The sequence below is a fragment of the Xanthomonas campestris pv. asclepiadis genome, assembly GCF_020784175.1.
GTDB classification, from domain to species: Bacteria; Pseudomonadota; Gammaproteobacteria; order Xanthomonadales; family Xanthomonadaceae; genus Xanthomonas; species Xanthomonas campestris_D.
In genome coordinates, this window is sequence record NZ_JAJGQM010000003.1 from 22495 (window position 1) to 47942 (window position 25448).

The 25448-nt window shown below is 65.8% G+C and carries 18 protein-coding genes and 1 tRNA gene; 1 reads left to right on the forward strand and 18 read right to left on the reverse strand.

The features are described from left to right. Positions 1–22 precede the first annotated feature (22 nt). The 9 genes from LL972_RS02025 to prpB all read right to left on the reverse strand — a co-directional run bounded on the left by LL972_RS02025 (position 23) and on the right by prpB (position 15991). Positions 23–4924 carry an alpha-2-macroglobulin family protein gene (locus LL972_RS02025; protein ID WP_228326206.1) on the reverse strand — a complete coding sequence of 1634 codons (4902 nt, stop codon included), beginning with the start codon at positions 4922–4924 and terminating at the stop codon, positions 23–25. A 674-nt stretch (positions 4925–5598) separates the two neighbouring features. Further along, entirely contained in the window at positions 5599–6570 is a 972-nt protein-coding gene (locus LL972_RS02030) for a nucleoside hydrolase (RefSeq protein ID WP_228326311.1), read from the reverse strand. 107 nt (positions 6571–6677) lie between these two features. Then, on the reverse strand, positions 6678–8894 hold the full coding sequence (locus LL972_RS02035; protein WP_228326207.1) for a TonB-dependent receptor: 2217 nt from the start codon (positions 8892–8894) through the stop codon (positions 6678–6680). A gap of 188 nt (positions 8895–9082) precedes the next feature. Further along, positions 9083–10282 (reverse strand): 2-methylaconitate cis-trans isomerase PrpF, encoded by a 1200-nt coding sequence (prpF, locus tag LL972_RS02040; protein ID WP_228326208.1) that lies wholly within the window; start codon positions 10280–10282, stop codon positions 9083–9085. A gap of 93 nt (positions 10283–10375) precedes the next feature. Beyond that, positions 10376–10669: a type II toxin-antitoxin system RelE/ParE family toxin gene (locus tag LL972_RS02045; protein ID WP_202397434.1), complete on the reverse strand. Its 294-nt coding sequence runs from the start codon at positions 10667–10669 to the stop codon at positions 10376–10378. Between the two features lie 20 nt (positions 10670–10689). Continuing rightward, on the reverse strand, positions 10690–10932 hold the full coding sequence (locus tag LL972_RS02050) for a type II toxin-antitoxin system ParD family antitoxin (RefSeq protein WP_029220676.1): 243 nt from the start codon (positions 10930–10932) through the stop codon (positions 10690–10692). 91 nt (positions 10933–11023) lie between these two features. Further along, on the reverse strand, positions 11024–13615 hold the full coding sequence (gene acnD / locus LL972_RS02055; RefSeq protein WP_228326209.1) for a Fe/S-dependent 2-methylisocitrate dehydratase AcnD: 2592 nt from the start codon (positions 13613–13615) through the stop codon (positions 11024–11026). Positions 13616–13864: 249 nt separating this feature from the next. Next, positions 13865–15019, reverse strand: coding sequence for a bifunctional 2-methylcitrate synthase/citrate synthase (prpC, locus tag LL972_RS02060; RefSeq protein WP_228326210.1), 1155 nt, complete (start codon positions 15017–15019; stop codon positions 13865–13867). Positions 15020–15094: 75 nt separating this feature from the next. After that, positions 15095–15991, reverse strand: coding sequence for a methylisocitrate lyase (gene prpB / locus LL972_RS02065; RefSeq protein ID WP_228326211.1), 897 nt, complete (start codon positions 15989–15991; stop codon positions 15095–15097). A 143-nt stretch (positions 15992–16134) separates the two neighbouring features. Between prpB and prpR the strand changes: the two genes are divergently transcribed. Next, positions 16135–17739, forward strand: a complete 1605-nt coding sequence (gene prpR / locus LL972_RS02070) for a propionate catabolism operon regulatory protein PrpR (RefSeq protein ID WP_429002103.1) — start codon at positions 16135–16137, stop codon at positions 17737–17739. Positions 17740–17945: 206 nt separating this feature from the next. On the opposite strand, the gene LL972_RS02075 is transcribed toward prpR, so the two are convergent. The 9 genes from LL972_RS02075 to fabG form a co-directional block, all read right to left on the reverse strand. Then, positions 17946–18272 (reverse strand): hypothetical protein, encoded by a 327-nt coding sequence (locus LL972_RS02075; RefSeq protein WP_228326312.1) that lies wholly within the window; start codon positions 18270–18272, stop codon positions 17946–17948. A gap of 311 nt (positions 18273–18583) precedes the next feature. Next, a tRNA-Val gene (locus LL972_RS02080) sits at positions 18584–18658 on the reverse strand. 227 nt (positions 18659–18885) lie between these two features. Then, positions 18886–19239, reverse strand: coding sequence for a PilZ domain-containing protein (locus LL972_RS02085; RefSeq protein WP_026064467.1), 354 nt, complete (start codon positions 19237–19239; stop codon positions 18886–18888). Continuing rightward, positions 19236–20195, reverse strand: coding sequence for a DNA polymerase III subunit delta' (locus LL972_RS02090; RefSeq protein ID WP_228326213.1), 960 nt, complete (start codon positions 20193–20195; stop codon positions 19236–19238). The genes LL972_RS02085 and LL972_RS02090 overlap by 4 nt, the downstream gene beginning before the upstream one ends. Further along, the gene (mltG, locus tag LL972_RS02095) at positions 20192–21256 is read right to left on the reverse strand and encodes an endolytic transglycosylase MltG (RefSeq protein ID WP_228326214.1); all 1065 of its coding nucleotides are present in this window, start codon (positions 21254–21256) and stop codon (positions 20192–20194) included. The genes LL972_RS02090 and mltG overlap by 4 nt, the downstream gene beginning before the upstream one ends. Positions 21257–21316: 60 nt before the next feature. Further along, positions 21317–22672, reverse strand: a complete 1356-nt coding sequence (locus tag LL972_RS02100; protein WP_228326215.1) for an aminodeoxychorismate synthase component I — start codon at positions 22670–22672, stop codon at positions 21317–21319. Positions 22673–22853: 181 nt separating this feature from the next. Further along, positions 22854–24089 carry a beta-ketoacyl-ACP synthase II gene (fabF, locus tag LL972_RS02105; RefSeq protein WP_228326216.1) on the reverse strand — a complete coding sequence of 412 codons (1236 nt, stop codon included), beginning with the start codon at positions 24087–24089 and terminating at the stop codon, positions 22854–22856. Between the two features lie 141 nt (positions 24090–24230). Continuing rightward, positions 24231–24470: an acyl carrier protein gene (acpP, locus tag LL972_RS02110; RefSeq protein WP_002814322.1), complete on the reverse strand. Its 240-nt coding sequence runs from the start codon at positions 24468–24470 to the stop codon at positions 24231–24233. Positions 24471–24626: 156 nt separating this feature from the next. Next, positions 24627–25370 (reverse strand): 3-oxoacyl-ACP reductase FabG, encoded by a 744-nt coding sequence (fabG, locus tag LL972_RS02115; protein ID WP_228326217.1) that lies wholly within the window; start codon positions 25368–25370, stop codon positions 24627–24629. Between the last annotated feature and the right edge of the window lie 78 nt (positions 25371–25448).

Genomic DNA, 25448 nt, shown 5'->3' on the forward strand with positions numbered 1-25448 from the left:
AGCGCGCTCCTACCTTGTCGCCCTACGGCTGCACCACCGTCATTGTCGCTGGCGTGCTGCGCCCCACGCCGCGCAGTTCGGGGCGGTACATGTCTTCCACCAGCGATGGCGGCACCGTATACGTGCCCGGGGTGACTGCGCGCACCAGGTAATACAGCTGCGCCTTGCTGCCCGAAGAGAGCGCCAGCGCGGCCACATAACGGTCGTCGCGGAACTCTTCGTGCTTGACGTCGGCAGCGCTGGAACGCTCGCTGATGCCGATGCCGTCCACCACCACGTCGGCCCACTGTTTGGCATCGCCGAGATTGAAGTTCTCGATCTCCAGCCCGGCCGGCAACAGGTCGGTCAGCAGTGCGTCGGGCATGTCGCTGTTGGCGGTGATGGCCACGCGCACGATCAACGCCTCGCCTTCCTTCAATGCACGCGGCGTCCACGGTTTGCCGTCGGTGGTGTACCAGCTGCGCTCCACGCTGAGGGTGCGCGTGTCCGGCTCCGGCGCGCTGCGCGGGATGCCGGCCACTTCCAGGCTGGCGTACATCGGTGCCTCGCCCTGCGGCGCGAACTGCACGCCGCGCGCCAGGGCGGCGCTGTCGAAACTGCGCCCGAACAGGCGCGCCGGCGCGATCTCCTGCGCCTCGCCGCCAACGCTCAAGGTGCCGGAGACCTGCTTGCCCTGCCCGACCATCAAGGCCTTGCCCAAGCGCGCCAATGCCACCTGCTCCTGCGTGCTCAGCCGCAGCCAGCCGGTGGCGCGACGTGCATCCAGCGCACGGCCCAGCGCGACAGCGCGGGTGTCGTACTCGGGCCTGGACAGGCCACGCTCGTGCAGCAGCGCCATCATCAAGGCATCGTCGCGGATCGCGCTGCCGTAATCGGCGAAGTACGACGGGCGCTCGCTGCTGTCCTTGGCAAAACCGGCCTTGATCGCCGCCTGCCCACGCTTGGTGTCGCCCTGCAGCGACAATGCCGCGCCCAGATGCACCAGCGACAGACCGGTCAGCGCCTTGTCGCGCTGGTTGTCGTACAACGCGCGCAGCGTACCCAGCGGGGCGCGGTTGACGCGTGCCAGCACATAGCCGGACCAGGCCTGGTTGGCGAACTTCAGGCTATCGCGGCGGTCCTGCCCGTAGAACTCGTTGCCACCGGACAGCAGGTCCTCGCTGAGCCGATTGAGCGCCTTCTGCAGCACGTTGTCGGGCACCGCAAAGCCGGCGTCCTTGGCATCGAGCAGGAACTCGGCGATGTACGGGGTCAGGCCCGGATTGACGTAGCCGTCGTCGCCCCACATCGAAAAATGCCCGCTGGCGATCTGCATCGAGGCCAGGCGACCGAACGCGCCTTCCATGCGCTCGCGGCGCTTGGCCGCCTCCAGCCCCTTGGTGCCCAGCGCCCTGGCGGTGGCATCGTCGAGCAAGAGCGCGGCGTAGCCCTTGCTGGTGGTCTGCTCGGCGCAGCCATACGGATAGTCCAACGCACCCTGCAGGGCGCTGGCGAACGGAATCGGCGGCAGCGGGCTGACCACCATGCGCGCGGTTACCGAGCCGGCCATCAGGCCATCGGCAAAGCCGCTGTCCAGGGTGATCGGCGCCAGCGGATCGAGCACGCGCGTCTGCGCACGCAACACCTGCGGCCAGCCGGCACGTACCGGCAGGTCGTAGCTGCGGTCGGCCTTGAAGCCGTTGCCGTCCACACGCACGCGCACCTTGGCCACGCTATAGCCTTCGGTGGCGCTCAGCGGAAAGCTCAGCGTCTGCTTGGCATCCACACCGAGCTTGACGCTGCGCGCGGCCTCGGCAATGGCCAGTGGGCCGATCCCGTCCACGCGCACGTTGAACTCGCCCGGCTTGCCGGTGAAGTTCTGCACGTCCAGCGTCACCGTGCTGCGGTCGCCCGGCGCCATCACGCGCGGCATGCTGGCCTCGGCCAGGATTGGCGCGCGCACCACGGTTTCCATGGACTGATTGCCGAACCGCGTCTCCGAATACACCAGTGCCGAGACCCGCAAGGTGCCATTGAAATCCGGCACCGGCAGTTGCACGCGCGCATTGCCACGGGCATCGAGTTTCACCGAGCCGGAGAACAGGTCCACGGTCTGCACGCGCGCGGTCGGGCGCTTGGCTTGCGGCAAGGCTTCCAGCGCCATGTCGCCACCGAACTTGAGCTTGCCGCTGGCGCCTTCGAAACTTTCGATCACCCGTCCGTAGATATCGTAGGCATCGGTGCCGAGGCGACGCTGCGCGAAGAACTGCGCATTGGCATCGGGCACCGGGAAACGGGTGATGTTGAGGATGCCCACGTCCACCGCCGAGATGGTCACGTGCGCCGCCTTGCCGGCCAGCTCCGGCACGCTCACCGTCACCGGCAACGCCTGCTCCGGGCGCATCTGCTTCGGTGCAGCCAGGCCCACCGCCACACGCCGCGCCTTGCGGTCCATCGGCACATACGCCACGCCCACCGCGCGCGCCGGGGTGATCTTGCTCGGCGCACTGCCGCCGCGGAACACCAACGCGGTGACGTACACATCGTGGCGTTCCCAGGCCTCGGTGACCGGAATGTCGAACGTGCTACCCGGCTTGACGTCGATGTCCTGCACGTACAGCAGCTTGTCGCTTTCCACCAGCAACACGCCCTTGCCGGCATGCGGCGGGGTCAGCGTGACGGTGAGCGTGTCGCCGGCGCGGTAGCCGGTCTTGTCCAGCGCCAGCTTGACCTTGTCCGGGCGCGCGTCCAGGCCGCGATTTTCGTCGTTCCAGCTCCAGCCGGCGCGGAACGGGTAGCGCGTGGTCAGCCCGGTGGCCGGGTCGAACACGTCCAGGCGGTACTCGCCCCACTCCACCGGAAACTCGAGCTTGGCGTTGCCGCCGGCGATGTCGAGCGTGCGCGTGTCCTTGTTCTCGAAGCGGCGGGTGAAGTCGTAATCCCAATGGTCGTCGGTGTAGTTCCAGTGGTAATCGCGCAGCTCGCGCACCAGCGTGGCCTTCAGGCCCTTGGCCGGTTGCGGTTTGCCATCGGCGTCCACGCGGGTGAGTTCGAAGCGTGCGGTGCCATTGGCATCGGTGCCGTCCTTGTCGTCGAACAAGGGGCGCACGCCGACCAGCGCCTTGGCCGGCCACAGCACGCGCTTGACGGTGCGGGTGACGGTGCGCCCGCCGGTCTCGTACACGCTGCCCGAGACCACCGCCGCGATCGTGCTGACCGGCCTGGCTTCGGCCGGCAGCGCGATGTCTTCGCGCAACACGCCATCGCTGCCGAACGTGGTATCAATCACGTCCTTGGCTTCGCGTGGCAGCTCCAGCGTGGGGTCGCCGAAGAACCAGCCCGGCAAGGACTCGAGCGGATGCTGTTCGACGCTGACCGCAAGCTTTGCGGTGAAGCGGTTGCCGTCGGCCGGCGCGCCATACAGATACGCGGCATTGGCGACCAGCTTGAAGGGCTGGCCGGCACTCAAGGTCTTTTGCGCGGCATCCAGATCCAGCTTCATGCGCTCAGGCAGGAACTCTTCCACGCGCACGGTCATGCCCTGCACGGCGTCCTTGCTGGCCGGATCGGTGCGGAATTCCACCTGCCAGCGACCGGTCGGCGCATCGGCGGGAATCTGCTGGGTGAACTCGAAATAGCCCTGCTCGCCGGGCTGCAGCTTGGTCTCGCGGAAGGTCTTGCCGTCCGGCTGCTTGAGTCGCAGGAACACCGGTTGGGGTTTGGTGGGCTTGCCGTCGTTGTCGCGCAGAATCGCCGACACGCGCATGGTCTCGCCGGGGCGATACAGGTCGCGGCCGGCCCAGGCGAACACATCGAACCAGGCACTCTGGCGCCCGGCCACCGCAAATTCGCTCAGATCCAGCGCCGGCTGATTGAACGGAAGCACCGAGATATCGGTCTTGCTGCGCGCCGTCAGCACATGGCCGGCATCGAGCGTGTAGTTGAGCAACGCATTGCCGTTACCATCGGTGGCGCCCTTGAGGAACAGCTCGCCCTTGGCATCGAGGATGCGCACTTCCACGTTCTTGATCGGCTCGCCGCTCTGCAGCGAGGCGGTGTGCACGAACAGCTTGTCCTTGTAGGCGCGCGTGTGCAGGCCGATGTCGCTGACGGTGAAGAACGCCGTCTCCTGTTCGTTCTCGAAGCTGCCGGCGCGCTTCATCACCGCAAAGTACAGGCCCGGCTCCTGCAGCTCCTTGATGTCCTGCGTGGGCAGGTAGGTCAGCACGCGCTCATTCTGCTTGCCGCCCAGGATGAAACGATTGACGTACACCGGCTCGGCCAGCCTGGACAGCGGTTGTTTGTCGTTGTATTCGCTCTCCAGCTCCCAGCTGCCGCGACGACCGCCGCGCTGGAACTGCTGAAAAAACGCCGGCAGCGATTTCTCGCGCACGCGCAGGAACTCCACGTCCACTTCCGGCACGTTGACCGACACCACCGGCAGGCCGCGGCTCTCGCGTGCCGGCAGCACGCTGCCTTGCGAGGCGAACCCGGCCACCGGCTTGAGCGCGCCAGTGTAGACCTTCTGCTTGAGCGGCTTGCCCAGGCGGCTGCCGTCGGCGGCCAGCAGGTTGGCATCGATCAAGACCGTGTAGTCCTTGGCCGCTTCCACGTACGGGTAGCGCAATGTCTTGCCATCGTCGGACAGCGTCCAGCTGCTGTCGCCGGTGCCGACCTTTTCCTCGAAGCGCACCAGCGCATCGAAGTCCTGGGTGCCGACCAGCGGCCGCGAGAATTCCAGCGCCAGCGACAGCCCGTCGCTGGTCTGGTCGGGATAGGCGCGCGCCAGCGCAAAGCCGGTGATCGCCTGCTTGTCGGCCTTGATCGCCTCGCCACTGGCGGCAGGCAACTGGCCGCTTTCGTTGCGCTTGCACGCCACCGCGCCGATCGCCACGCACAGCAATACCACCCACAGCAACATCCGCCGCGTGCCCGACCACCTCATCCCTGATTCCCTGCTGTCCATTCGCACTACCCGATGACTGAGGACGTAAGTATAGCGATGCCGTTCACGTCACCGATGGCGGCATGAGGCGACGCGGGGACTTGCCGATGGGCGGCGATGACGCGCCACCGGGCCAGCGCTGCGATGGCACCTGCGGGCCGACCAGCCGCACTGTCCCTGTCTATTGAGACAAAACACCTAAAGCCATTGAGATTTAGAACCGTGGCAGCGTTTAGGCGCGATCCGATGCTTAAGTTAAAAGCATCGGTGGGTCGAGGGCGCGGCGCCCTCACCGCTCGCGGGACACGCCGTGAATCCGTCCCTGGAGGCTCGGTGGCGGCATCCATGCCGCCACACTGTCCCGCAACCGGCGAGGACACCGCACCAGAGAGTTGGTCGGTACTCATCTGAAAGCTGTCTGTCGTGCGGCGCGCATCGGACGTGGAGCCGACGCTTCATGATCGAACAAGACGCATCCAGCACTGCTCTTGCCATGCACACCGATCATCTCGACTGGTCCTTGCCCGCTCACCGTCACGGGACCCTGAGCGGCATGGATGCCGCGCCGGAGCCTACAAGGACGTACTTGCGGCGTGTCCCGCGACGGTGGGCGGGCAAGGGCCCTGCAGCGAAGTTGAAGCACTATCGCTGTAAAGCCGTTTCGTTCTGCGCTCCTAGCGCAACTGCAACACCGTGCGCATGTACATCTCGATCAACGCCGGCTTGTCCGCGCGCAGGCAGGCCTGCACGTTCGGCGTACCTGCGCCTTCGCGGGTGTATCCCTGCGCATCGACGTCCAGATGCAGCGACGTGGTCGGGCACAGGTCGGGGCGCAGCAGCCAGGCCACCGGCACCGCGTCGAACAAGGTCGGCGTGGCGCTGGCCCAGGGCTGGTCGGTATTGCGCCACTGGTAATACAGCTGGGTGAGCGCATCGGTGAGCCCGTCGCCGTGTGCAAACAGCGCGACGCGCTCGGGCTCTTCCAGCGGAACCTGGGTGGCGTCCAGGGGCAGCAACACGATCGGCACGCCGGCCGCGAACACTCGCTGCGCCGCCGGCACATCGGAGAGGATGTTGTACTCCGGCACCGGCGCACTGGCCGGCCGATACGCCGACTTGCCATAGCCAACGCGGACCGAGCCGCCCATCGCCACGATGCGCTTGAGCCTGGCAAAGCCGTCCGGGTCGCGCTGCTGCGCCAACGCGGCGTCGGTCATCGGCCCCAACACCAGCAACGTCACCTGGCCAGGATGCAGGCGCGCCTGTTGCAGGATCATCGCCGCCGCATCCGGCAGCTTGCCTGGCAACTCTCCCCTGGCGGCCCAGCGCGCCTGGCTGAAGGGGATCGCGCTGGTGGTGCGTGCGCCCACCGCCAACGGAATCTCGCTGCGCCCGGCCTGCTGCAACAGACGCTTCAGCAACTGCGCACGCAAGCTGGTGTCGCCCCAGGCCGATGCGATGCCCAGCACATGCAGCTGCGGGCTACGCAACAGCAGCCCGAGCGCAAACGCATCGTCGATGTCGTCGCCGATATCGGTGGAGACCACCAGCAACTCGGAGGACGTGGGTGTTGGCACCGCTTGCGCTGCAGTCGCGGGCGGCGTCTGCGCCGATGCCACTGCCGATGCGCACCACAGCCCCAGCATCCACCACGCGTTTCGCCATCTCTGCTGCATGTCCCTGCTCCTGCGACCATAAAAAAAACCGCCGGCGTGTCGGCCGGCGGCTCAATCAGGCTACACCACCACGCCGATCAGAAGTTGGCGCGGAACTGCGCACCGACGATGCGCGGGTCGTTGATGAAGCCGGTGAGGTTGTTGAAGTCGATCGCACCGGTCACGCGGATCTGGTTGGTGCAGTTGCGGCAGAACACCGACACCTCGTACGCGCCAGCGCCCCAGTTGTAGCCGATCTTGGCGCCGCCTTCGACCAGCGGCTGGCCGGTGAACTCCTTGGAGTCATACAGGAAGAAGTTCACTTCGCTGCGGTAGGACCAGTCGGTGTAGAAGAACAGCTCGCCGTCGTTGCCCATCGGGATGCCGTAACGCAGGGTGGCGTTGGCCATCCACTTGGCAGCCTGCGGCAGATCGTTGCCGTCGATGATGGCGTTGCCGGCCGCGTTGAGCGGGTCGGTCACGGTGCAGGTGCGGCACACGCCCACCGACAGCGCCGGGTCGTCGATGCGGGTCCAGTTGTAGGCGCCGCCGGCGGTGACGCGCAGGTTCTGGGTGAGCAGCGCTTCGAAGTCGAACTCGGCGCCGCGCGCCTTGGTCTTGTCGGCGTTGAGCAGGCGCACGTCGTTGGAGACGCCTCCCACCGCGGTGAGCTGCTGGTTCTTGACGCGGAAATCGTAGATGTCGAAGCTCAGGCGCGCGCGGTTGTCGAACAGATCCGACTTGATGCCGATCTCGAACGAATCCACCGTCTCCGGCTCGGCCACGGTCAGCGGCGCGGTGCCCGAGGGCACGCCGAAGCTGGCGCCACGGAAGCCGCGTGCCGCACGGGCGTATACGTTGACGTCGTCGTTGATAGCGAAGGTGGCCGCCAGATCGCCGGTGACCTTGGAGTTGTCGGTCTCGCCGCTGGACGGCTCGACCAGCGTGACGCGATCCAGCGCCAGTACGTCGAAGGTCTTCTTGTCGTAGGTGTAGCGGATGCCGGCGCGCAGGTTCAGGCGATCGGTGGCCGCATAGTTCAACGAGCCGAATGCCGCCCACGAAGTATTGCGCTGGCGGGTCAGCTGGTAGCTGGCCAGATCGCCACCGCTGAAGGTGTTGTAGGTGTAGTTTTCGCCTTCCACATCGTCGTGGAAGTAGTACAGGCCGGCCTGCCAGTTGAGCGGGCCCTCGTACTGCGATTCGGCGCGCAGTTCCTGGCTGTACTGGTCCAGGCTCTTGATGCCGCCGGCGGTTTCCACCGGGAACGGAATCACGCCCGGGCCGGACGGCGGTGCGAACACCGCGCCGAAGCCGCCGTCGATGTCGCCGCGGCTGTAGTACTTGCCGATGCCTTCGTAGGCGGTGATCGAGTGCAGCGCGATGTCGCCCAGATCCCAGGTCAGGTTGGCGCTACCGCCGTAGGTCTGCAGTTCCTGGTTGTTGGCGCCGTCGATGAAGGACTTCTCTTCGTCGAAGCCGTCCACCAGCTGGTTGGTGCCGGGCTGGATGACGTTGGCGCGGAACAGCCGCGCGGTGCCGTCCAGGTGACGCGCATGCGCGTTGAACAGCGCACTGAAATCGTCGCTGGCCTGGTACAGCAGCTGCAGGCGCACGGCCGAATCGGTATAGCCTTCCAGGTCGCGGCCGTCGCGGTTTTCCACCCAGTCGTCGCGGCGCTGGCCCAGCGTGGACAGACGCGCCGCCCAATGCTCGCCCATGGCGATGCTCAGGCCGCTTTCCAGCGTCATGGTGCCGTAGGTGCCGTAGGACAGGCTGGCGTAGCCGTCGTTGGCGCCAATGGTCGGCTTGACCGAGTTGAACTTGACCACGCCGGCCGGCGTATTGCGGCCGAACAGCGTGCCCTGCGGGCCGCGCAGCACTTCCAGGCCTTCCAGATCGAAGATCGGGAAGCCCTTCAGGAACGCGTTTTCCTGCACCACGTCGTCATAGATCAGCGACACCGGCTGCGAGGCGTAGGTGTTGAAGTCGGTGTTGCCGTAGCCGCGGATGTACACGCGCGGGAACACGCGGCCGTTGGACGATTCGATGTTGAGGCTGGGCGCCTTGCCCGCGAGCACGCGGATATCCGAGCCGCTGGTGGAGATGGCATCCAGGAATTCCGGACGCAGCACCGATGCCGAGACCGGCACGTCCTTGGAATCTTCCGAGCGGCGCTCGACCGTGACCTTGACTGCGTCCAGGCGCACGACACCGTCGTCGCCGGGCGCCTGCTGGGCAGCGGCATGGAGCGGGAGAATGGAAGCAACGGCAACGGCGAGCGCGCTGATCTTGAGCGACCGGCTGGCGGACATGGGAAGACTCCGAATTCGGTTGGCGGAGCGGCCTGATCTGCATGCCGCGTTGCAACAGAATTAACACGATTTACACAAATTTGGCAGAGCGCGTGCGAAAAAGTTTTCCGAATTCGAAAAGGTGTTCGAATTAATGCAACACGTGCATGCAAATTGTGCGTCGGGGCTTAGCCCGTCTCAGTGCGCGGTCAGCCGGCGTCGGCGGAGTCGACCGGCACCCGCACCCAGCCTTCCATCAGCACCCGCGCGCTACGGCTCATCAGCGCCTTGGTCACCTGCCACTGGCCGTCCACCAGCTGCGCCTCGGCGCCGACGCGCAGGGTTCCGGAGGGATGTCCGAAGCGCACCGCCGTGCGCGTCACTCCGCCTGCGGCCAGATTGACCAAGGTGCCGGGCACGGCCGCCGCTGTCCCGATGGCAACGGCCGCGGTGCCCATCATGGCGTGATGCAACTTGCCCATCGACAGCGCGCGCACCAGCAGATCGAGTTCGGCAGCGTGCACCGGTTTGCCGCTGGACGCGGTGTAATCGGCCGGCGGCGCCACGAACGCCACTTTCGGCGTGTGCTGCCGCGTCGCTGCGTCTTCCACCTTCGCAATCAAGCCCATCCGTACCGCGCCGTGCGCACGCAGGGTCTCGAACATCGTCAATGCACGCGGGTCGCCATTGATCGCCTCCTGCAGCTCGGTGCCGGTATAGCCCAGGTCGCGCGCGTTGACGAAGATGGTCGGGATGCCGGCATTGATCAGCGTCGCGGCGATCGTGCCCAGGCCGGGAATCTCCAGATGATCGATCAGCTGGCCGGTGGGGAACATCGCACCGCCCTCGCCTTCGGCATCGTCGGCCGGGTCGAGAAATTCCAGCTGCACTTCGGCGGCAGGAAAGGTCACCCCATCCAGTTCGAAGTCGCCGGTTTCCTGGACCTGGCCACCGGTCATCGGCACATGCGCCACGATGGTCTTGCCGATATTGGCCTGCCAGATCCGCACCGTCGCCACGCCATCGCGCGGCACACGCGCGGCATCAACCAGGCCATTGGCGATCGCAAACGGCCCCACCGCCGCCGACAGGTTGCCGCAGTTGCCGCTCCAGTCCACGAACGCGCTGTCGATGGACACCTGCCCGAACAGATAGTCCACATCGTGCCCGGCACGCGTGCTGGCCGACACGATCACGCTCTTGCTGGTGCTGGAGGTCGCCCCGCCCATGCCATCGATCTGCTTGCCATACGGATCGGGGCTGCCGATCACCCGCAGCAACAACGCATCGCGCGCAGGTCCGGGCTGCTGCGCGGCAGCGGGCAGATCCTGCAGGCGAAAGAACACGCCCTTGCTGGTGCCGCCACGCATGTAGGTGGCCGGGATGCGGAGTTGGGGGAGATGGGTCATGGGCTTGGTCTATCTCAGTTGATCGTGATCACAGCGAAGACGCACCGACTGCGGCGCTGCCGGAGAGTTGAGGCAAAACTCGCGTCGAACCGCTCAGGCGTCGCCGCTCATCCACGCAGGAATGTCGCGCTGCATCTGCAGCACACGCCAGATGACGATGTCCGTGTCGCGTTCGATGTAGAAAATCAAATAGGGAAATCCCTTGAGTGGCCATACCCGCAGGTCCTGCAGCTTCAACAGCACCGCATGTCGGCTGGAACCGACACCCGGGTGTTGCATCAGCATCTTGACCGCCGACTCCAGCGCGTCGGCAAACGCCAGTTCCAGCGCTAGCCCGGCTTGTTCGCCATACCACGCAGCGGCTTCGTCAACGTCGCGCAGCGCCAACGGGCGCCAGCGCGCCGGCTTCACTTGCTGGCAGCGCGTGCCTGCGCGCGCTCACGCATCTTGTCGAAGAAATCAGGCTCCGTTGCCACGGCCGGCCCGGAGTTGGCCCCATCCAGCAGCAACCCACGCAGCTGTTCCACATCGCGTTGCTTGCGGATCAGTTCGCGCAGGTACTCGCTGCTGGAACCGTAGGCATGCTCCTGGACTTGCTGATCGACGAACTGCTTGAGCTCGTCGGGCAAAGAGATATTCATCGTGGCCATGCGACCTCCTGATGGCAAAGATTGCCAAAGTGTGCGCGCCTGCACGGGTGGGTGCAAGCGGGCGACCTGGCGTCCTCGGGCGTCGAAGCCATCAGGCTGCCGAGGCCTCAAGAAAATCCTGCGCAAACCGTTGCAGCACGCCGCCCGCCTCGTAGATGGACACTTTCTCGGCTGTGTCCAGGCGGCAGGTGACCGGCACCTGCAACTGCTCGCCATTACGGCGATGGATCGACAGCGTCAGCGTGGCACCCGGCGTGCGCTCGCCGACCACATCGAAGGTTTCGCTGCCGTCGATGCCCAGCGTCTTGCGATCGCTGCCCGGCTTGAACTCCAGCGGCAACACACCCATGCCGATCAGGTTAGTGCGGTGAATGCGTTCGAAGCCCTCGGCCACGATCACCTCCACCCCCGCCAGACGCACGCCCTTGGCGGCCCAATCGCGCGAGGAGCCCTGGCCGTAATCGGCACCGGCAATGATGATCAGCGGCTGTTTGCGCGTCATGTAGGTTTCGATCGCCTCCCACATGCGCAGCACCTGCCCTTCCGGTTCCAGCCGCGCCAGCGAACCAGCGGTGACCTGTCCATCGACCACCGCCATTTCGTTGACCAGCTTGGGATTGGCGAAGGTGGCGCGCTGCGCGGTGAGGTGGTCGCCGCGATGGGTGGCGTAGGAATTGAAGTCTTCCTCCGGCACGCCCATCTGCGCCAGATATTCGCCGGCCGCGCTGCCGGCCAGGATTGCATTCGACGGCGACAGATGATCGGTGGTGATGTTGTCGCCCAGCACCGCCAATGGGCGCAGGCCATGCAAGCTGCGTGCACCGGCGAGTGCGCCTTCCCAATACGGCGGGCGACGGATGTAGGTGCTGGTGGGCCGCCAGTCGTACAACGGACTGACGCGGATGCCCTGCCCCACGCTGCGCTTGAACATCGGGTCATAGACGCTGCGAAAGTGTTCCGGCTTGACGCTGCGCGCCACCACCGCATCGATCTCCGCATCGCTTGGCCACAGATCCTTGAGCGTCACCGCCACGCCATCGGCATCGACGCCGAGCACGTCCTTTTCGATATCGAAGCGCACCGTCCCGGCGATGGCATAGGCGATCACCAATGGCGGCGATGCCAGAAACGCCTGCTTCGCATATGGATGGATGCGCCCGTCGAAATTGCGGTTGCCCGACAAGACCGCTGTCGCATAGAGATCGCGGTCGATGATTTCCTGCTGGATCACCGGATCCAGCGCACCACTCATGCCATTACAGGTGGTGCAGGCAAACGCGACGATGCCGAAGCCCAGTTGTTCCAGCTCGCCCAACAGGCCGGCCTCTTCCAGATACAACTGCACCGCCTTGGAGCCCGGCGCCAGCGAACTTTTCACCCAGGGTTTGCGCGTCAACCCCCTTGCATTCGCGTTGCGTGCCAGCAAGCCGGCGGCAATGACATTGCGCGGGTTGGAGGTGTTGGTACACGAGGTGATCGCGGCAATGATCACCGCACCATCGGGCATCTGGCCCGGCACCTCCTCCCAGGCGCCGGCAATACCGCGCTCGGCCAGCGCGCTGGTGGCCACGCGCTTGTGCGGATTGGACGGCCCAGCCATGTTGCGCACCACGCTCGACAGGTCGAACCGCAGCACGCGCTCGTACTGCGCGGTCACCAGGTCGTCCGCCCACAAGCCGGTCTGGCGCGCGTAGGTGTCCACCAACGCAATCTGCGTCTCTTCGCGCCCGGTCAGACGCAGGTAGTCGAGCGTCTGCTGGTCGATATAGAACATCGCCGCAGTGGCACCGAACTCCGGCGTCATATTGGAAATGGTCGCGCGATCGCCGATGGTCAGTGCGCTGGCGCCGGCCCCGTAGAACTCCAGATAGGCACCGACCACACGTTGCTGGCGCAGGAACTCGGTCAGGGCCAGCACGATGTCGGTGGCGGTGATGCCGGGCGCCGGCCGGCCCAGCAGTTCCACACCGATGATGTCGGGCAGGCGCATCCACGACGCGCGCCCCAGCATCACGTTTTCCGCTTCCAGCCCGCCCACGCCCACTGCGATCACACCCAGCGCATCCACATGCGGGGTGTGGCTGTCGGTGCCTACGCAGGTATCCGGGAACGCCACGCCATCGAGCGTGTAGATCACCGGCGACATTTTCTCCAGATTGATCTGATGCATGATCCCGTTGCCCGGCGGAATCACTTCCATGTTTTCGAATGCGCGCTTGGTCCATTCGATGAAGTGGAAGCGGTCGGCGTTGCGCCGATCTTCCACGCTGCGATTCTTGGCGAAGGCCTGCTTGTCGAAACCGGCGTATTCCACCGCCAGCGAGTGATCGACGATCAACTGCACCGGCACCACCGGGTTGACCTGCGCCGGGTCGCCACCCTGATCGGCGATCGCATCGCGCAGCCCGGCCAGGTCGACCAGCGCGGTCTGCCCCAGGATGTCGTGACAGACCACACGCGCCGGAAACCATGGAAAATCCAGGTCGCGCCTGCGCTCGATCAGCTGGCGCAGGTAGGCCTCCAGCATCTGCGGTTCGGCGCGCCGCACCAGATTCTCCGCATGCACACGTGCGGTGTACGGCAGCGTTGCATAGGCGCCGGGCTGCAGCGCATCCACGGCGGCGCGTGCATCGAAATACTCCAACGAGGTGCCCGGCAAGGGCTTGCGGTACTGGCTGTTCATGGCTGGCGATATCGAAGCGGGCGGGGGCATTGCGGGAATCGGGAATCGGGAATCGGGAATCGGGAATCGGGAATCGGGAATCAGGAATCAGGAATCAGGAATCAGGAATCAGGAATCAGGAATCAGGAATCGGGTCAGAGTTTCAGGCGCTTTTGGATTTTTGCCATCTCTCATTGCACTTGCGTGAGCGCGATCGCCTTCATTGAACGAAGGCGATCGCGGTCGACCAACCCAACCACTCGCGCGTGCTCAGGGACGCTGATCCAACGGTACGAAGACCTGATCCTCCGGGCCAGTGTAATTGGCCGAGGGACGAATGATCTTGCCGTCCATGCGTTGCTCGATGACGTGCGCGCTCCAGCCAGCCGTACGCGCCAATACGAACAGCGGCGTAAACATCGCCGTCGGCACGCCCATCATGTGGTAACTGACCGCACTGAACCAGTCCAGATTTGGGAACATCTTCTTGATGTCCCACATCACGCTCTCCAGGCGCTCGGCAATGTCGTACATCTTGCGGCTGCCCTGCGCCTCGGAAAGCTCGCGCGCCACCTCCTTGATCACCTTGTTGCGCGGGTCGGACACGGTATAGACCGGATGCCCGAAGCCGATCACCACTTCCTTGCGTTCCACACGCGCCTTGATGTCGGCCTCGGCCTCGTCCGGGGTGTCGTAGCGCTTCTGCACCTCAAAGGCCACTTCGTTGGCGCCGCCGTGCTTGGGCCCGCGCAATGCGCCGATGCCGCCGGCGATGGCGCTGTACATGTCGCTGCCGGTGCCGGCAATGACGCGGCTTGCAAACGTGGACGCGTTGAACTCGTGCTCGGCGTACAGGATCAGGCTGGTGTGCATCGCACGCACCCACGCGTCCTTCGGCGCAAACCCGTGCAGCAGATGCAGGAAGTGCCCGCCGATCGAGTCGTCGTCGGTTTCCACCTCGATGCGCTTGCCGTTGTGGCTGTAGTGGTACCAGTACAGCAGCATCGATCCCAGCGAGGCCATCAGCTTGTCGGCGATATCGCGTGCGCCGGGATGATTGTGATCGTCCTTCTCCGGCTGGAGGCAACCCAGCACCGACACCCCAGTGCGCATCACGTCCATCGGATGCGCCGACGGCGGCAGCTGCTCCAGTGCGGTTTTCACTGCCGCCGGCACGCCGCGCAGCGAGCGCAGCTTGGCCTTGTAACCGCGCAGTTCGCCGTTGTTGGGCAGCTTGCCGTGCACCAGCAGATAGGCGATTTCCTCAAACTCGCTGCTGGTGGCCAGATCCAGGATGTCGTAGCCGCGGTAATGCAGATCGTTGCCGCTGCGGCCCACCGTGCACAGCGCGGTGTTGCCTGCAGCAGTGCCGGACAGTGCGACGGATTTCTTCGGCTTGAAGCCGGGATTGACGGTGTCGTTCATGCGATGCGCTCCCAAACGGTGTCGTGTTGCGGTGTCACGGATGAAGTAGCCAAACCTGCACGCGGCAAGGCGCGATCATGCGCCTTTGCGTGCAAACAACGCGTCCAGGCGCTGCTCATAGCCGTGGTAGCCGATGCGCTCGTACAGCTCTTCGCGCGTCTGCATGGTGTCCAGCACGGCCTGCTGATGACCATCGCGCCGAATCGCGGTATAGACCGCCTCGGCCGCCTTGTTGGCCGCGCGAAATGCCGACAGCGGAAACAGCTGGATCGCCACACCCGCCTGCGCCAGCTGGTCGCGCGTGAACAGCGGCGTCTTGCCGAATTCGGTGATATTGGCCAGCACCGGCACACGCACCGCATCGACAAAACGCTTGTAGGTATCCAGGTCGTACGCGGCTTCGGCAAAGATGCCGTCGGCACCGGCTTCCACGCAGGCGAGCGCACGTTCGATCGCCGCATCCACGCCTTCCATCTGGATCGCATCGGTGCGCGCAATCAGGAAGAACGCCGCATCGGTCTTGGCATCGGCCGCCGCCTTGACCCGGTCGACCATCTCGGCCTGGCTGACGATCTCCTTGCCCGGCCGATGCCCGCAACGCTTGGCGCCGACCTGGTCCTCGATATGGCAGCCGGCCGCGCCCGCCTTGATCAGTGACTTGATGGTGCGCTCGATATTGAACGCGCTCGGCCCGAAGCCGGTGTCCACATCCACCAGCAGCGGCAGCTCGCAGACATCGGTGATGCGGCGCACGTCGATCAGCACGTCTTCCAGCGTATTGATGCCCAGGTCCGGCAACCCCAGCGAACCAGCCGCCACACCACCGCCAGACAGGTAGATGGCCTGGTAGCCGGCACGCTGCGCCAGCAGCGCGTGGTTGGCATTGATCGCGCCGATCACCTGCAGCGGCGATTCGGCAGCCAGCGCAGCGCGGAAGCGCGTGCCGGCGGAAGCGGTGGGTGAGGACGTCATGGCGATTCCAGGGTTGAGATGCGGGATTAGGCGCAAATGGCATGCCAACGCCAAGTCATTGATTCGATTCGGCCGGAACGGAACAAATGTTGCAAAACCGCAACGCAACGCGCAGCATGCAACATCTTTGCAACGCGGCACCAATGATGCCCAGCCCCAGATTTACCGAGCCGACGGAGACCTCTCCACCGGTCATCTGGACCGTCAGCGTCTCTCGCCTGACCGGCCTGCTGGCCGACGTCATCCCCGAGTTCGACCAGCGCGCGCGTGTCGAGCAGATCAACCTCGGCTTTGCCGAGGCCGTGGAGGTCATCGGCCAGCGCCTGCGCCGCGAGCGCTGCGACGTGCTGGTCGCCGGCGGCTCCAATGCCGCCTATCTGCGCAGCCGGCTCTCACTGCCACTGGCGCCGATCCAGGCCACCGGATTCGATCTGATGGAAGCGCTGGCGCGCGCACGCCGCATCGCACCGCGCATCGGCGTGGTCACCCATGCCACCGACGTGCCCTCGTTCCGCGCGTTTCAGGACAGCTTTGACCTCGACATCGAACACCGCCGCTTTGTCACCGCCGAAGACGCGCGCGACTGCATTGCCGACCTGCGTGCAAGCGGCATCCAGGTCATCGTCGGCACCGGCATGGCGATCGATTTCGCCGAACAGGCCGGCCTGCCCGGCGTGCTGCTGTATTCGGCAGATTCGGTCCGCCTGGCGCTCGAACACGCCATCGCGCTGGGTACCGCACCCGGCAACGAGCGCGGCGGCAGCCGCACCGGCACGCGCCGGGTGCGGCGCACCGACGCATTGCTTGGCCAAGACGCGGCAATCGCGCATGTGCGCGAGCTGGTGCAGCTATACGCCCCGCATCCGGGCACCGTGTTGATCAGCGGCGAGACCGGCACCGGCAAGGAACTGGTCGCGCGCCAGTTGCATGCCGGCAGCCGACGGCGCGGCCGTTTCGTCGCCATCAACTGCGGTGCCATCAGCGAGTCGTTGCTGGAGGCGGAATTGTTCGGCTACAGCGACGGCGCCTTTACCGGCGCACGCCGCGGCGGCCATGTCGGCCTGATCGAAGCCGCGCAGGACGGCACGCTGTTTCTCGACGAAATCGGCGAACTGCCGATGCCGCTGCAGACACGCCTGCTACGCGTCCTGGAAGAGCGCGAAGTGCTACGGGTGGGCGCCACCCTGCCGGTCGCCGTCGACGTGCGCGTGATCGCCGCCAGCCTGCAACCGCTGCAGGCATTGGTCGAGCAAGGGCGCTTCCGCCGTGATCTGTTTTATCGCCTGGCAGCGCTACGCATCGCTCTGCCGCCGCTGCGTCATCGCCCCCACGAGATCGCCTTGTTGCTGACGCATTACTTCCAGCAACTCGGCGCGCTGCCGTCGCCTTTGTCTCCACCAGCGCTGCAGCGGCTGCAACAGCACACCTGGCCAGGCAACGTGCGCGAACTACGCAACTTGGTCGAACGCCTGTGCATCCACTGGAAGGCCCAACCGCACGACAGCCTGGACCTGGATCAATTGGAACGCTGGGCACCTGAGCTGTTTGATGTGCGCATTGGCGATGGCGCAGCAGCACCCGGGCACACTGATCTTGCAACTTCGCGCATGCAACTCACTGCAGCGGCAGTCCGCGCCGCGCTCGATCGGGCAAACGGCAATCGCGCCCTTGCCGCACAGGCACTCGGTGTCTCGCGCACCACCTTGTGGCGCTGGATGCAGACGCACGCGTCGGCATCGCCTGTTTGAGATGCAGGTCCGGGCTTTGGCTTCGCCTGCTCGGGCCGCAAGCGCAGACGTTGGTCGGCGAGTCTTTGGCACGCAAGACTGGTGGTCAGCGGCGACCGGGCATGCGATGCGATCACACGACAGGGTAGGCGCGACGTTGGTGATGCGATCCCGCCGCAGATGCAGCACGCCACTCAGCACTCGCCCATTGAGCGAGCACGCAACGATCACTTGACCCGCGTGTATTCGGTGTCGCCCGTGCTCAAGTGACCGGTCGCCTGGTCGATCGCATAGTTGACGGTGCCATCGGCGCTGGACACCTGCAGCACGCCCTTGTTCAAGATCGCCGGATGATTCTTCGTCCTGACGCCGCCGCCGAGCAGCGCCGGCGTGGTGTCGCGAATGATGAAACTCTCACCATTGTGCTCGATGCTGAGCACGTTCTTCTCCGACTTCATGTTGACCCACTTGCCCACGTACTGCTCGCCCACGTCACGGGCACAGCCCGCCAGCAACATCATTGCAACCAGAGCACTTCCAAGCAGCGCCTTCATCGCCACTCCTTCTTCAACGCGGGGGATTGCAGGATGGCGATTCGTTCCCGCGCCTGCAACAAGCAGGCACAAGCGGGTGAACATGGCTGTCAGCGACTTGAACGAGTCGTTGGGATCAACAGGCTCTGCATTTCACCCGCACGGATAGCGGCGACACCTGCGATTTGACGGCATCGGCTGTGGTCCACACCACTCAACCGAGCCAGACGCCCAAGGCGTTGCGGGAGCGCCTTCAGGACAACAAAAAAGCCGGCGCATGGCCGGCTTTTTTTTCTTCTCGCGTTGAAACCCTTGCTGCTGCCGGATTTCGATGGTGGGCGGTACAAGGTTCGAACTTGTGACCCTTGCCGTGTGAAGGCAATGCTCTACCGCTGAGCTAACCGCCCGGTGACGCGAGCCGCACATTATAGGGCAGCTGCGGCGATCGTCAACAGGTTCATCGGCGACGGCGGCAATGCGCACGAAAACGCCCCGTTCCGGTGGCTGGGCGTGGCGCCATGACTCCCTGGCGCGACGCTGTGGCAATCGATTCGGCGCCGTCAGATGCCCGATACGCCCGTCGATGCCCCGCGCCAGACAACGGCGATCAGGCGCGCGGCCGCGGCGCGCCGCATCACATCGTGTGCGTCGGCTTGTCCGAGGTCGTCAGACCCGCCAGCAGCGTCTCGATCTTGTTGCGCACGCTCTCGCCTTCCTGGCCGTCCGGGAACTGCACGCCGATGCCGGCGGCGCGGTTGCCCTGCGCACCGGCCGGGGTGGTCCAGATGACCTTGCCGGCGACCGGCAGGCGTTCGCTGGAATCGGGCAGGGTCAGCAACAGGAAGACTTCGTCGCCGAGCATGTAGCGCTTGGGCGTGGGCACGAAGATGCCGCCGCCTTTCACGAACGGCATGTACGCGCTGTAGAGCGCCGGCTTGTCCTTCAACGCCAGCGACAAAATGCCCTGGCGTGCATTCATTGCACTCATCGAGTTCCCCTAGAACGTGCCGGACGCTCTCCCTCGCGCCAGGCCAGCAACAATTCCGTCACCGCCAGATCGGCGCGGACGGTGGTGCGCAGCAGGTCGCGGGTGCGATTGGCGGCGTCGAACCAGGTCGCCAGCTTGTGCAACCGCGATGGATCGGTCAAGCCGGCCGATGCCTGTGCCAGCGCAAGGTCCGCCGCGTGGCGCAGCCGTTGGTCGGCCTGGCCGTCGTTGGTCCAGCGCTGCGCAACCTCCACTGCGCCGGCGCGCCCGGCGGCGATCTGCTCCAGGTCCTGCGCCAACGCGCGGCGCACCGCCAGGCCATCCTCGCGCAGCCACTGCGCCGCAAGCCCCGGATGACCGCGTGCGGCATCCAGCGCTTCCTGTGCAGCCCGCTCGTCGACACCTTGCGACAGCAGCCAGGCCAGCGCCTCGTGTGCGGGCGGCAGCTTGAATTCCAGACGCTGGCAGCGGCTGCGGATGGTCGCCGGCAGGCGCGCCGGCTGCGCGCTGATCAACCACAGGTAGCGCCCCGGCGAGGGTTCTTCCAGCGTCTTGAGCAAGGCGTTGCAGGCAGCGCGATTGATCGCATCGGCCGGGTCGACGATCACGATCTGGGCGATGCCGTACTGCGGGGTCAACGAGAGTTTTTGCGAAATCTCGCGTACCTGCTCGATTACGATCTCGGTGCGCAGCTTGTCGCCGGTGCGGTTGGGAATGAACGAGATCAGCTGCAGGTCCGGGTGGGTTCCGGCGGCGATCAGCTGCCGGCTGCGCTGCGCCAGCGCCGGGTCCGGCGCGCTGGCCAGCACGTGCTCAGCCAGCGCCAGGGCCACCGCACGCTTGCCCAGGCCATCCGGCCCGCAGATCAGCAGGCCGTGCCCGAGCCGGCCGGCGTCCAGTGCCGCCAGCGTCTGGTCGTAGGCGCGCTGCTGCCAGGGTGAAAACGCAGTGGTCATGGAGTGGACTCCGGTTGCGGCAGACGACGGCGCTGCAGGTAACGCGCCACCGCCGCATTGTGTTCGGCCAGGGTGGCCGAGAACGCATGCGCGCCGGTGCCATCGCCGACCGCCACGAAATACAGGGCATTCCCCGGCGCCGGACGCACCGCCGCCAGCAGGGCCTCACGGCCGGGCATGGCAATCGGGGTCGGGGTCAGGCCGGTACGCGTGTAGGTGTTGTACGGCGTATCGGTGGTCAGGTCGCGGCGGCGGATATTGCCGTCGTAGCTGCTGCCGATGCCGTAGATCACGGTGGGGTCGGTCTGCAGCTTCATGCCCAGCTGCAGGCGGCGCAGGAACACGCCGGCAATCAGCGGGCGCTCGGCGCCCAGCGCGGTTTCCTTTTCGATGATGGAGGCCAGGATCAACGCCTGTTCCGGCGAGCCGAGCGGCAGGTCGGGCGCGCGCTGCTCCCAGGCCTGCGCCAGCGCCTTGTCCATGGCCAGGTGGGCGCGCTTGAGCACGTCCAGGTCGCTGTCGCCGCGCTGGTAGAGATAGGTTTCCGGCAGGAAGCGTCCTTCCGGGTGCTGGTTGGCGAAACCCAGACGCGCCATCAACGCCGCATCGTCCAGCGCAGCGATGGATTGCTGCAGCGGCGTGGCGGTGGCGATCGCGGCGCGCAGCTGGCGGAAGTTCCAGCCTTCCACGATGGTGAAGCGGTACTGGATCACCCGGCCCTGGCGCATGCGTTCGAGCAGCTCGCGCGGCGACAGCGCCGGCGCCAGCGCGTATTCGCCCACCTTGAGCTTGCCGGCCGCATCGACCTGGCGCGCGAGCAGTTGCCATTCCAGATCGGTGCCCTGTGCCACGCCGGCGGCGCGCAATTTGCGCAATGTGGCCTTGAGTGAATCGCCGGGCGCGATCACCACGCTGGGCGCACTCGCGCTCATCGGCGTCTCGGCAAAGTGCAGGTAATGCCGCCACGCCACCACGGCCGCAATCGCCAGCAGCGCTGCAAGCAGCAGGGCCATGCCGAGCACGGCCAGACATCCACGTTTGCCAGTCACCGCCACACGCACCTCGTCATTGCCCCAGCGCCGCGCAGGATACCGCGCGCCGGTGATGTCCCGTTGAAGCGCTCATGCCTGGTCGAAGGCGCGCAGCACGCCGCGCGCCTTGGCGCGGGTTTCGTCCAGTTCGCGCTGCGGGTCCGAATCCACCACGATCCCGGCGCCGGTGCGGAAATGCACCTGCTCCCCGGCCACCTCGGCGGTGCGGATCAGGATGTTCAGATCCATGTCGCCGTCGCGATTGAGCCAGCCGAATGCGCCGGTATAGGCGCCACGCGCGGTGCATTCGAGCTCGGCGATGATCTGCATGCAGCGCACCTTCGGGCAACCGGTGATGGTGCCGCCGGGAAATACCGCAGCAACCACCTCGCCCGGAGTGACGTCGGCACGCAGACGGCCGCGCACGTTGCTGACGATGTGGTGCACATGCGCGTAGCTTTCCACGCCCATCAGCTCGTCCACCTCGACCGTGCCCGGCGCGCAGATGCGTCCCAGGTCGTTGCGTTCCAGGTCGATCAGCATGACGTGCTCGGCGCGCTCCTTCGGATGGCCGACCAGCTCGCGGATGCGTGCAGCATCGTCGTCGCCGGCAAAGCGCGCGCGGGTGCCGGCGATCGGGCGCGTCTGCACCACATCGCCTTGCACCGACACCAGCCGCTCCGGCGAGGAACTCACCACCGCGCGCCCTGCCGCGACGAACAGGCCGGCAAACGGGGCGGGATTGGCCGCGCGCAGGCGCGCATGCAACGCCGCCGGATCGACCGCAGCAGCGAACGCGGCATGCCAGGCGCGCGAGATATTGGCCTGGAACACATCGCCGGCACGCAGATAAGCGAGCACGCGCTCCACGGCAGCGGTAAAGCGCTCCGGCGCATCTTCTTCGACAGCCACCGGCCCGACCCACGCAGGCAATGGCGGCAATGCGGCGCAGGCGGCGATGTCCTCGACGATGCGGGCCAGCAGATCGGCACGGCCCGGCTCGGCCAGCGCGATGCAGCGGCCTTGCACCCGGTCGCGCAGCACCGCGGCCGGTGCGCGCAAGGCCAGTGCGCTCGGCAAGCCATCGCTGCGCGTGGGCAGTTGCAGAATCGGTTCGACCTGCGCGGCCAGCTCGTAATCCAGCAGCACCGCCCAGCCGCCGCGAAATGGCCACGGGCTGGTCGCAGCGTGCGGCACGCGCTCGGCCTGCCAGGCCGCATCCAGTGCCTGCAGAAATCCACCGTCCAGCACCCGTCCATCACCGTCGCGCGTGCGCCCATCGGCGTCCAGCCGCAGGCTTGCGCCGTCTGCCAGCAACAACACATCCCAGCGGCCGTGGGCGGTGCCGGAGGCAGTGGATTCGAGCAGTGCAGGATAGCGCTGCGGCGCCAGCCGATGCAGCGCCAGCAGGTCGATGTCCGCGTGCAGGGGTCTGGTGAGCGTCATCGGCCTGGTGTGGCGTGGGGTGCTAAGACGCGCCACCCTGCAATGGAGGCAGGGTACGCATGATGAGATGGATCAGGTCGCGCAGCGACGTTCGGCAGCGTCATGCGCGGCGGCGCGGGGCCCGAATCAGTGTGCGTCGTGTACCGCGAGACATTGCTCGCGGTACATCAGCGCAGTGACGTCAGACGCGCTTGAACACCAGCGTGCCGTTGGTGCCGCCGAAGCCGAAGCCGTTGGACATCACTGCATCCACCTGGACTTCGCGTGCCACGTTCGGCACGTAATCCAGGTCGCAGCCTTCGCTGGGCTCTTCCAGATTGATGGTCGGCGGAATGATGCCGGTATGCAGCGCCATCACCGAGAAGATCGCTTCCACGCCGCCGGCCGCGCCGAGCAGGTGACCGGTCATCGACTTGGTCGAGCTGACCATGGTCTTGTAGGCGTGCTCGCCCAGCGCGCGCTTCATCGCCAGCGTTTCGGCCAAATCGCCCAGCGGCGTGGAGGTGCCGTGCGCATTGAGGTAGCCGATCTGCTCGGGATTGAGCTTGGCATCGCGCATCGCCGCGGCCATGCTGCGCGCCGCGCCCTCGCCGTCTTCGCTGGGCGCGGTCATGTGGAAGGCATCGGAGCTGGCGCCGAAGCCGACCAGCTCTGCATAGATGCGCGCGCCACGCGCCTTGGCGTGTTCGTACTCTTCCAGCACCAGCACGCCGGCACCGTCGCCCAGCACGAAGCCATCGCGCTGCTTGTCCCACGGACGCGAGGCGCCGGTCGGGTCATCGTTGCGGGTGGACATCGCCTTCATTGCGCAAAAGCCGCCCACCGAACTCGGCGAGGAGCCGCGCTCGGCGCCGCCGGCCAGCATCACGTCTGCGTCGCCGTGCTGGATCATGCGCATCGCGGTGCCGATCGAATGGTTGGAGGTGGCGCAGGCCGACACCGCCGAGAAGGTCGGGCCTTTCAGGCCCTTGATCAGGCTCACCTGGCCCGGCAGCATGTTGATGATGGTGCTGGGCACATAGAACGGCGAAATCTTGCGCGCGCCGCCCTCGTGGAATTTGATGGTCTGCTCTTCGATACCGAGCAGCCCGCCGATGCCGGAGCCGAGAATGGCGCCAACGCGTTCGGCATTGCTTTCGTCGATTTCCAGGCCGGAATCGTCCAGCGCCATGAACGAGGCGCCGACACCGTAATGGATGAACGAATCCATCTTCTTGACGTCCTTGGCGGACACAAAAAGCGTGGGGTCGAAATTCTTGATCTCGCCGGCAATCTTGGTGGTGAACTGCGAGGCATCGATCTGCGTGATCGGGCCAATGCCTGAGCGCCCGTGGATGATTCCATCCCAGCTGGTGGCCAGATCATTGCCCAGCGGCGACACCATGCCCATGCCGGTAACGACAACACGACGACTCATTGCAGATCTCCTCACCACGGAACGGACGGTGCTTACGGTTTGCGGATGACGCTTGAAAAACACAGGGCCGCATCAGCGGCCCCATGGAATGTCTGACGCAGCAACGGCTTGATGCACGCCGCCGCCGTCAGGAACAACGCATCAGCTCTTGACGTGAGCCTTGACGTAGTCGATCGCCTGCTGGACCGAGGTGATCTTCTCAGCCTCTTCGTCCGGGATCTCGCACTCGAACTCTTCTTCCAGCGCCATCACCAGCTCGACGGTGTCCAGCGAGTCGGCACCCAGGTCATCGACGAACGATGCGCTGGTGGTGACTTCCTCTTCCTTGACGCCGAGTTGTTCGACGACGATTTTCTTGACGCGTTCTTCGATGGTGCTCATTGGGGATATCGCTCCAGATGGAGTAGTGGTGGTACGAAAAAAACGCCATCGCCGCTGCGATGGCCGCGTTGGATAGTGTAGTGGAAGCGCCCGAGCCTTGCATTGCATCACAAGTCCCGGCCAATCAGCCACTTAGCGCCTCCCGGCGCCGCACGCTCACGGCATGTACATGCCGCCGTTGACGTGCAGGGTCTCACCGGTGATGTAACGGGCGCTCGGGCCGGCCAGGAACGCCACCGCGTTGGCGATGTCGTCCGGCTGGCCCAGGTGGCCCAGCGCGATCTGCTGCAGCAAGGCGGTCCTGGCCTCGTCCGGCAGCGCCTTGGTCATGTCGGTATCGATGAAGCCTGGCGCCACCACATTCACGGTGACCCCGCGCGAGCCGATTTCCTTGGCCAGCGACTTGGAGAACGCGATGATGCCGGCCTTGGCCGCAGCGTAGTTGGTCTGGCCGGGATTGCCGGTTACGCCCACCACCGAGGCGATGTTGACGATGCGGCCCTTGCGCGCCTTCATCATGCCGCGCATCACCGCCTTGGAGGTGCGGAACACGCTGGTCAGATTGGTGTCGATGATCGCCTGCCAGTCGTCGTCCTTCATCCGCATCAACAGGTTGTCGCGGGTGATGCCGGCGTTGTTGACCAGGATCGAGATCGCGCCGAACTCCTTGCCGATCGCATCGATCAGGCCATCGACCGCCGCAGCGTCGGTGACGTTGAGCTCACGGCCGTGGCCGCCGTCGGCGGCCAGGCGCGCGCCGATCGCCGCAGCGCCGGAGGCCGAGGTCGCGGTGCCGATCACGGTGGCGCCCTGGGCGGCCAGCGTAGCGGCGATGGCCGCGCCGATCCCGCGACTGGCACCGGTGACGAGGGCGATCTCGCCCTGCAGAGGCTTGCTCATGAATGCTGTTCCTCGAGTGGGGAGCGCGCGACCGCAGCCGCGAACAGTGAGGGCTGCCGGCGGGGCCGGCAGGTGCGT

Excerpts from the sequence above, each read along its gene's own strand:
- LL972_RS02090 (WP_228326213.1), bottom strand. The coding sequence starts at position 20,195 with ATGACCACTGCGTTTTCACCCTGGCAGCAGCGCGCCTACGACCAGACG.
- LL972_RS02025 (WP_228326206.1), bottom strand. The coding sequence starts at position 4,924 with ATGAGGTGGTCGGGCACGCGGCGGATGTTGCTGTGGGTGGTATTGCTG.
- LL972_RS02035 (WP_228326207.1), bottom strand. The coding sequence starts at position 8,894 with ATGTCCGCCAGCCGGTCGCTCAAGATCAGCGCGCTCGCCGTTGCCGTT.
- acnD (WP_228326209.1), bottom strand. The coding sequence starts at position 13,615 with ATGAACAGCCAGTACCGCAAGCCCTTGCCGGGCACCTCGTTGGAGTAT.
- LL972_RS02030 (WP_228326311.1), bottom strand. The coding sequence starts at position 6,570 with ATGCTGGGGCTGTGGTGCGCATCGGCAGTGGCATCGGCGCAGACGCCG.
- LL972_RS02085 (WP_026064467.1), bottom strand. The coding sequence starts at position 19,239 with ATGAGTGCAATGAATGCACGCCAGGGCATTTTGTCGCTGGCGTTGAAG.
- LL972_RS02100 (WP_228326215.1), bottom strand. The coding sequence starts at position 22,672 with ATGACGCTCACCAGACCCCTGCACGCGGACATCGACCTGCTGGCGCTG.
- LL972_RS02075 (WP_228326312.1), bottom strand. The coding sequence starts at position 18,272 with ATGAAGGCGCTGCTTGGAAGTGCTCTGGTTGCAATGATGTTGCTGGCG.
- prpB (WP_228326211.1), bottom strand. The coding sequence starts at position 15,991 with ATGACGTCCTCACCCACCGCTTCCGCCGGCACGCGCTTCCGCGCTGCG.
- fabG (WP_228326217.1), bottom strand. The coding sequence starts at position 25,370 with ATGAGCAAGCCTCTGCAGGGCGAGATCGCCCTCGTCACCGGTGCCAGT.
- fabF (WP_228326216.1), bottom strand. The coding sequence starts at position 24,089 with ATGAGTCGTCGTGTTGTCGTTACCGGCATGGGCATGGTGTCGCCGCTG.
- LL972_RS02050 (WP_029220676.1), bottom strand. The coding sequence starts at position 10,932 with ATGGCCACGATGAATATCTCTTTGCCCGACGAGCTCAAGCAGTTCGTC.
- prpF (WP_228326208.1), bottom strand. The coding sequence starts at position 10,282 with ATGACCCATCTCCCCCAACTCCGCATCCCGGCCACCTACATGCGTGGC.
- prpC (WP_228326210.1), bottom strand. The coding sequence starts at position 15,019 with ATGAACGACACCGTCAATCCCGGCTTCAAGCCGAAGAAATCCGTCGCA.
- prpR (WP_429002103.1), top strand. The coding sequence starts at position 16,135 with ATGATGCCCAGCCCCAGATTTACCGAGCCGACGGAGACCTCTCCACCG.
- acpP (WP_002814322.1), bottom strand. The coding sequence starts at position 24,470 with ATGAGCACCATCGAAGAACGCGTCAAGAAAATCGTCGTCGAACAACTC.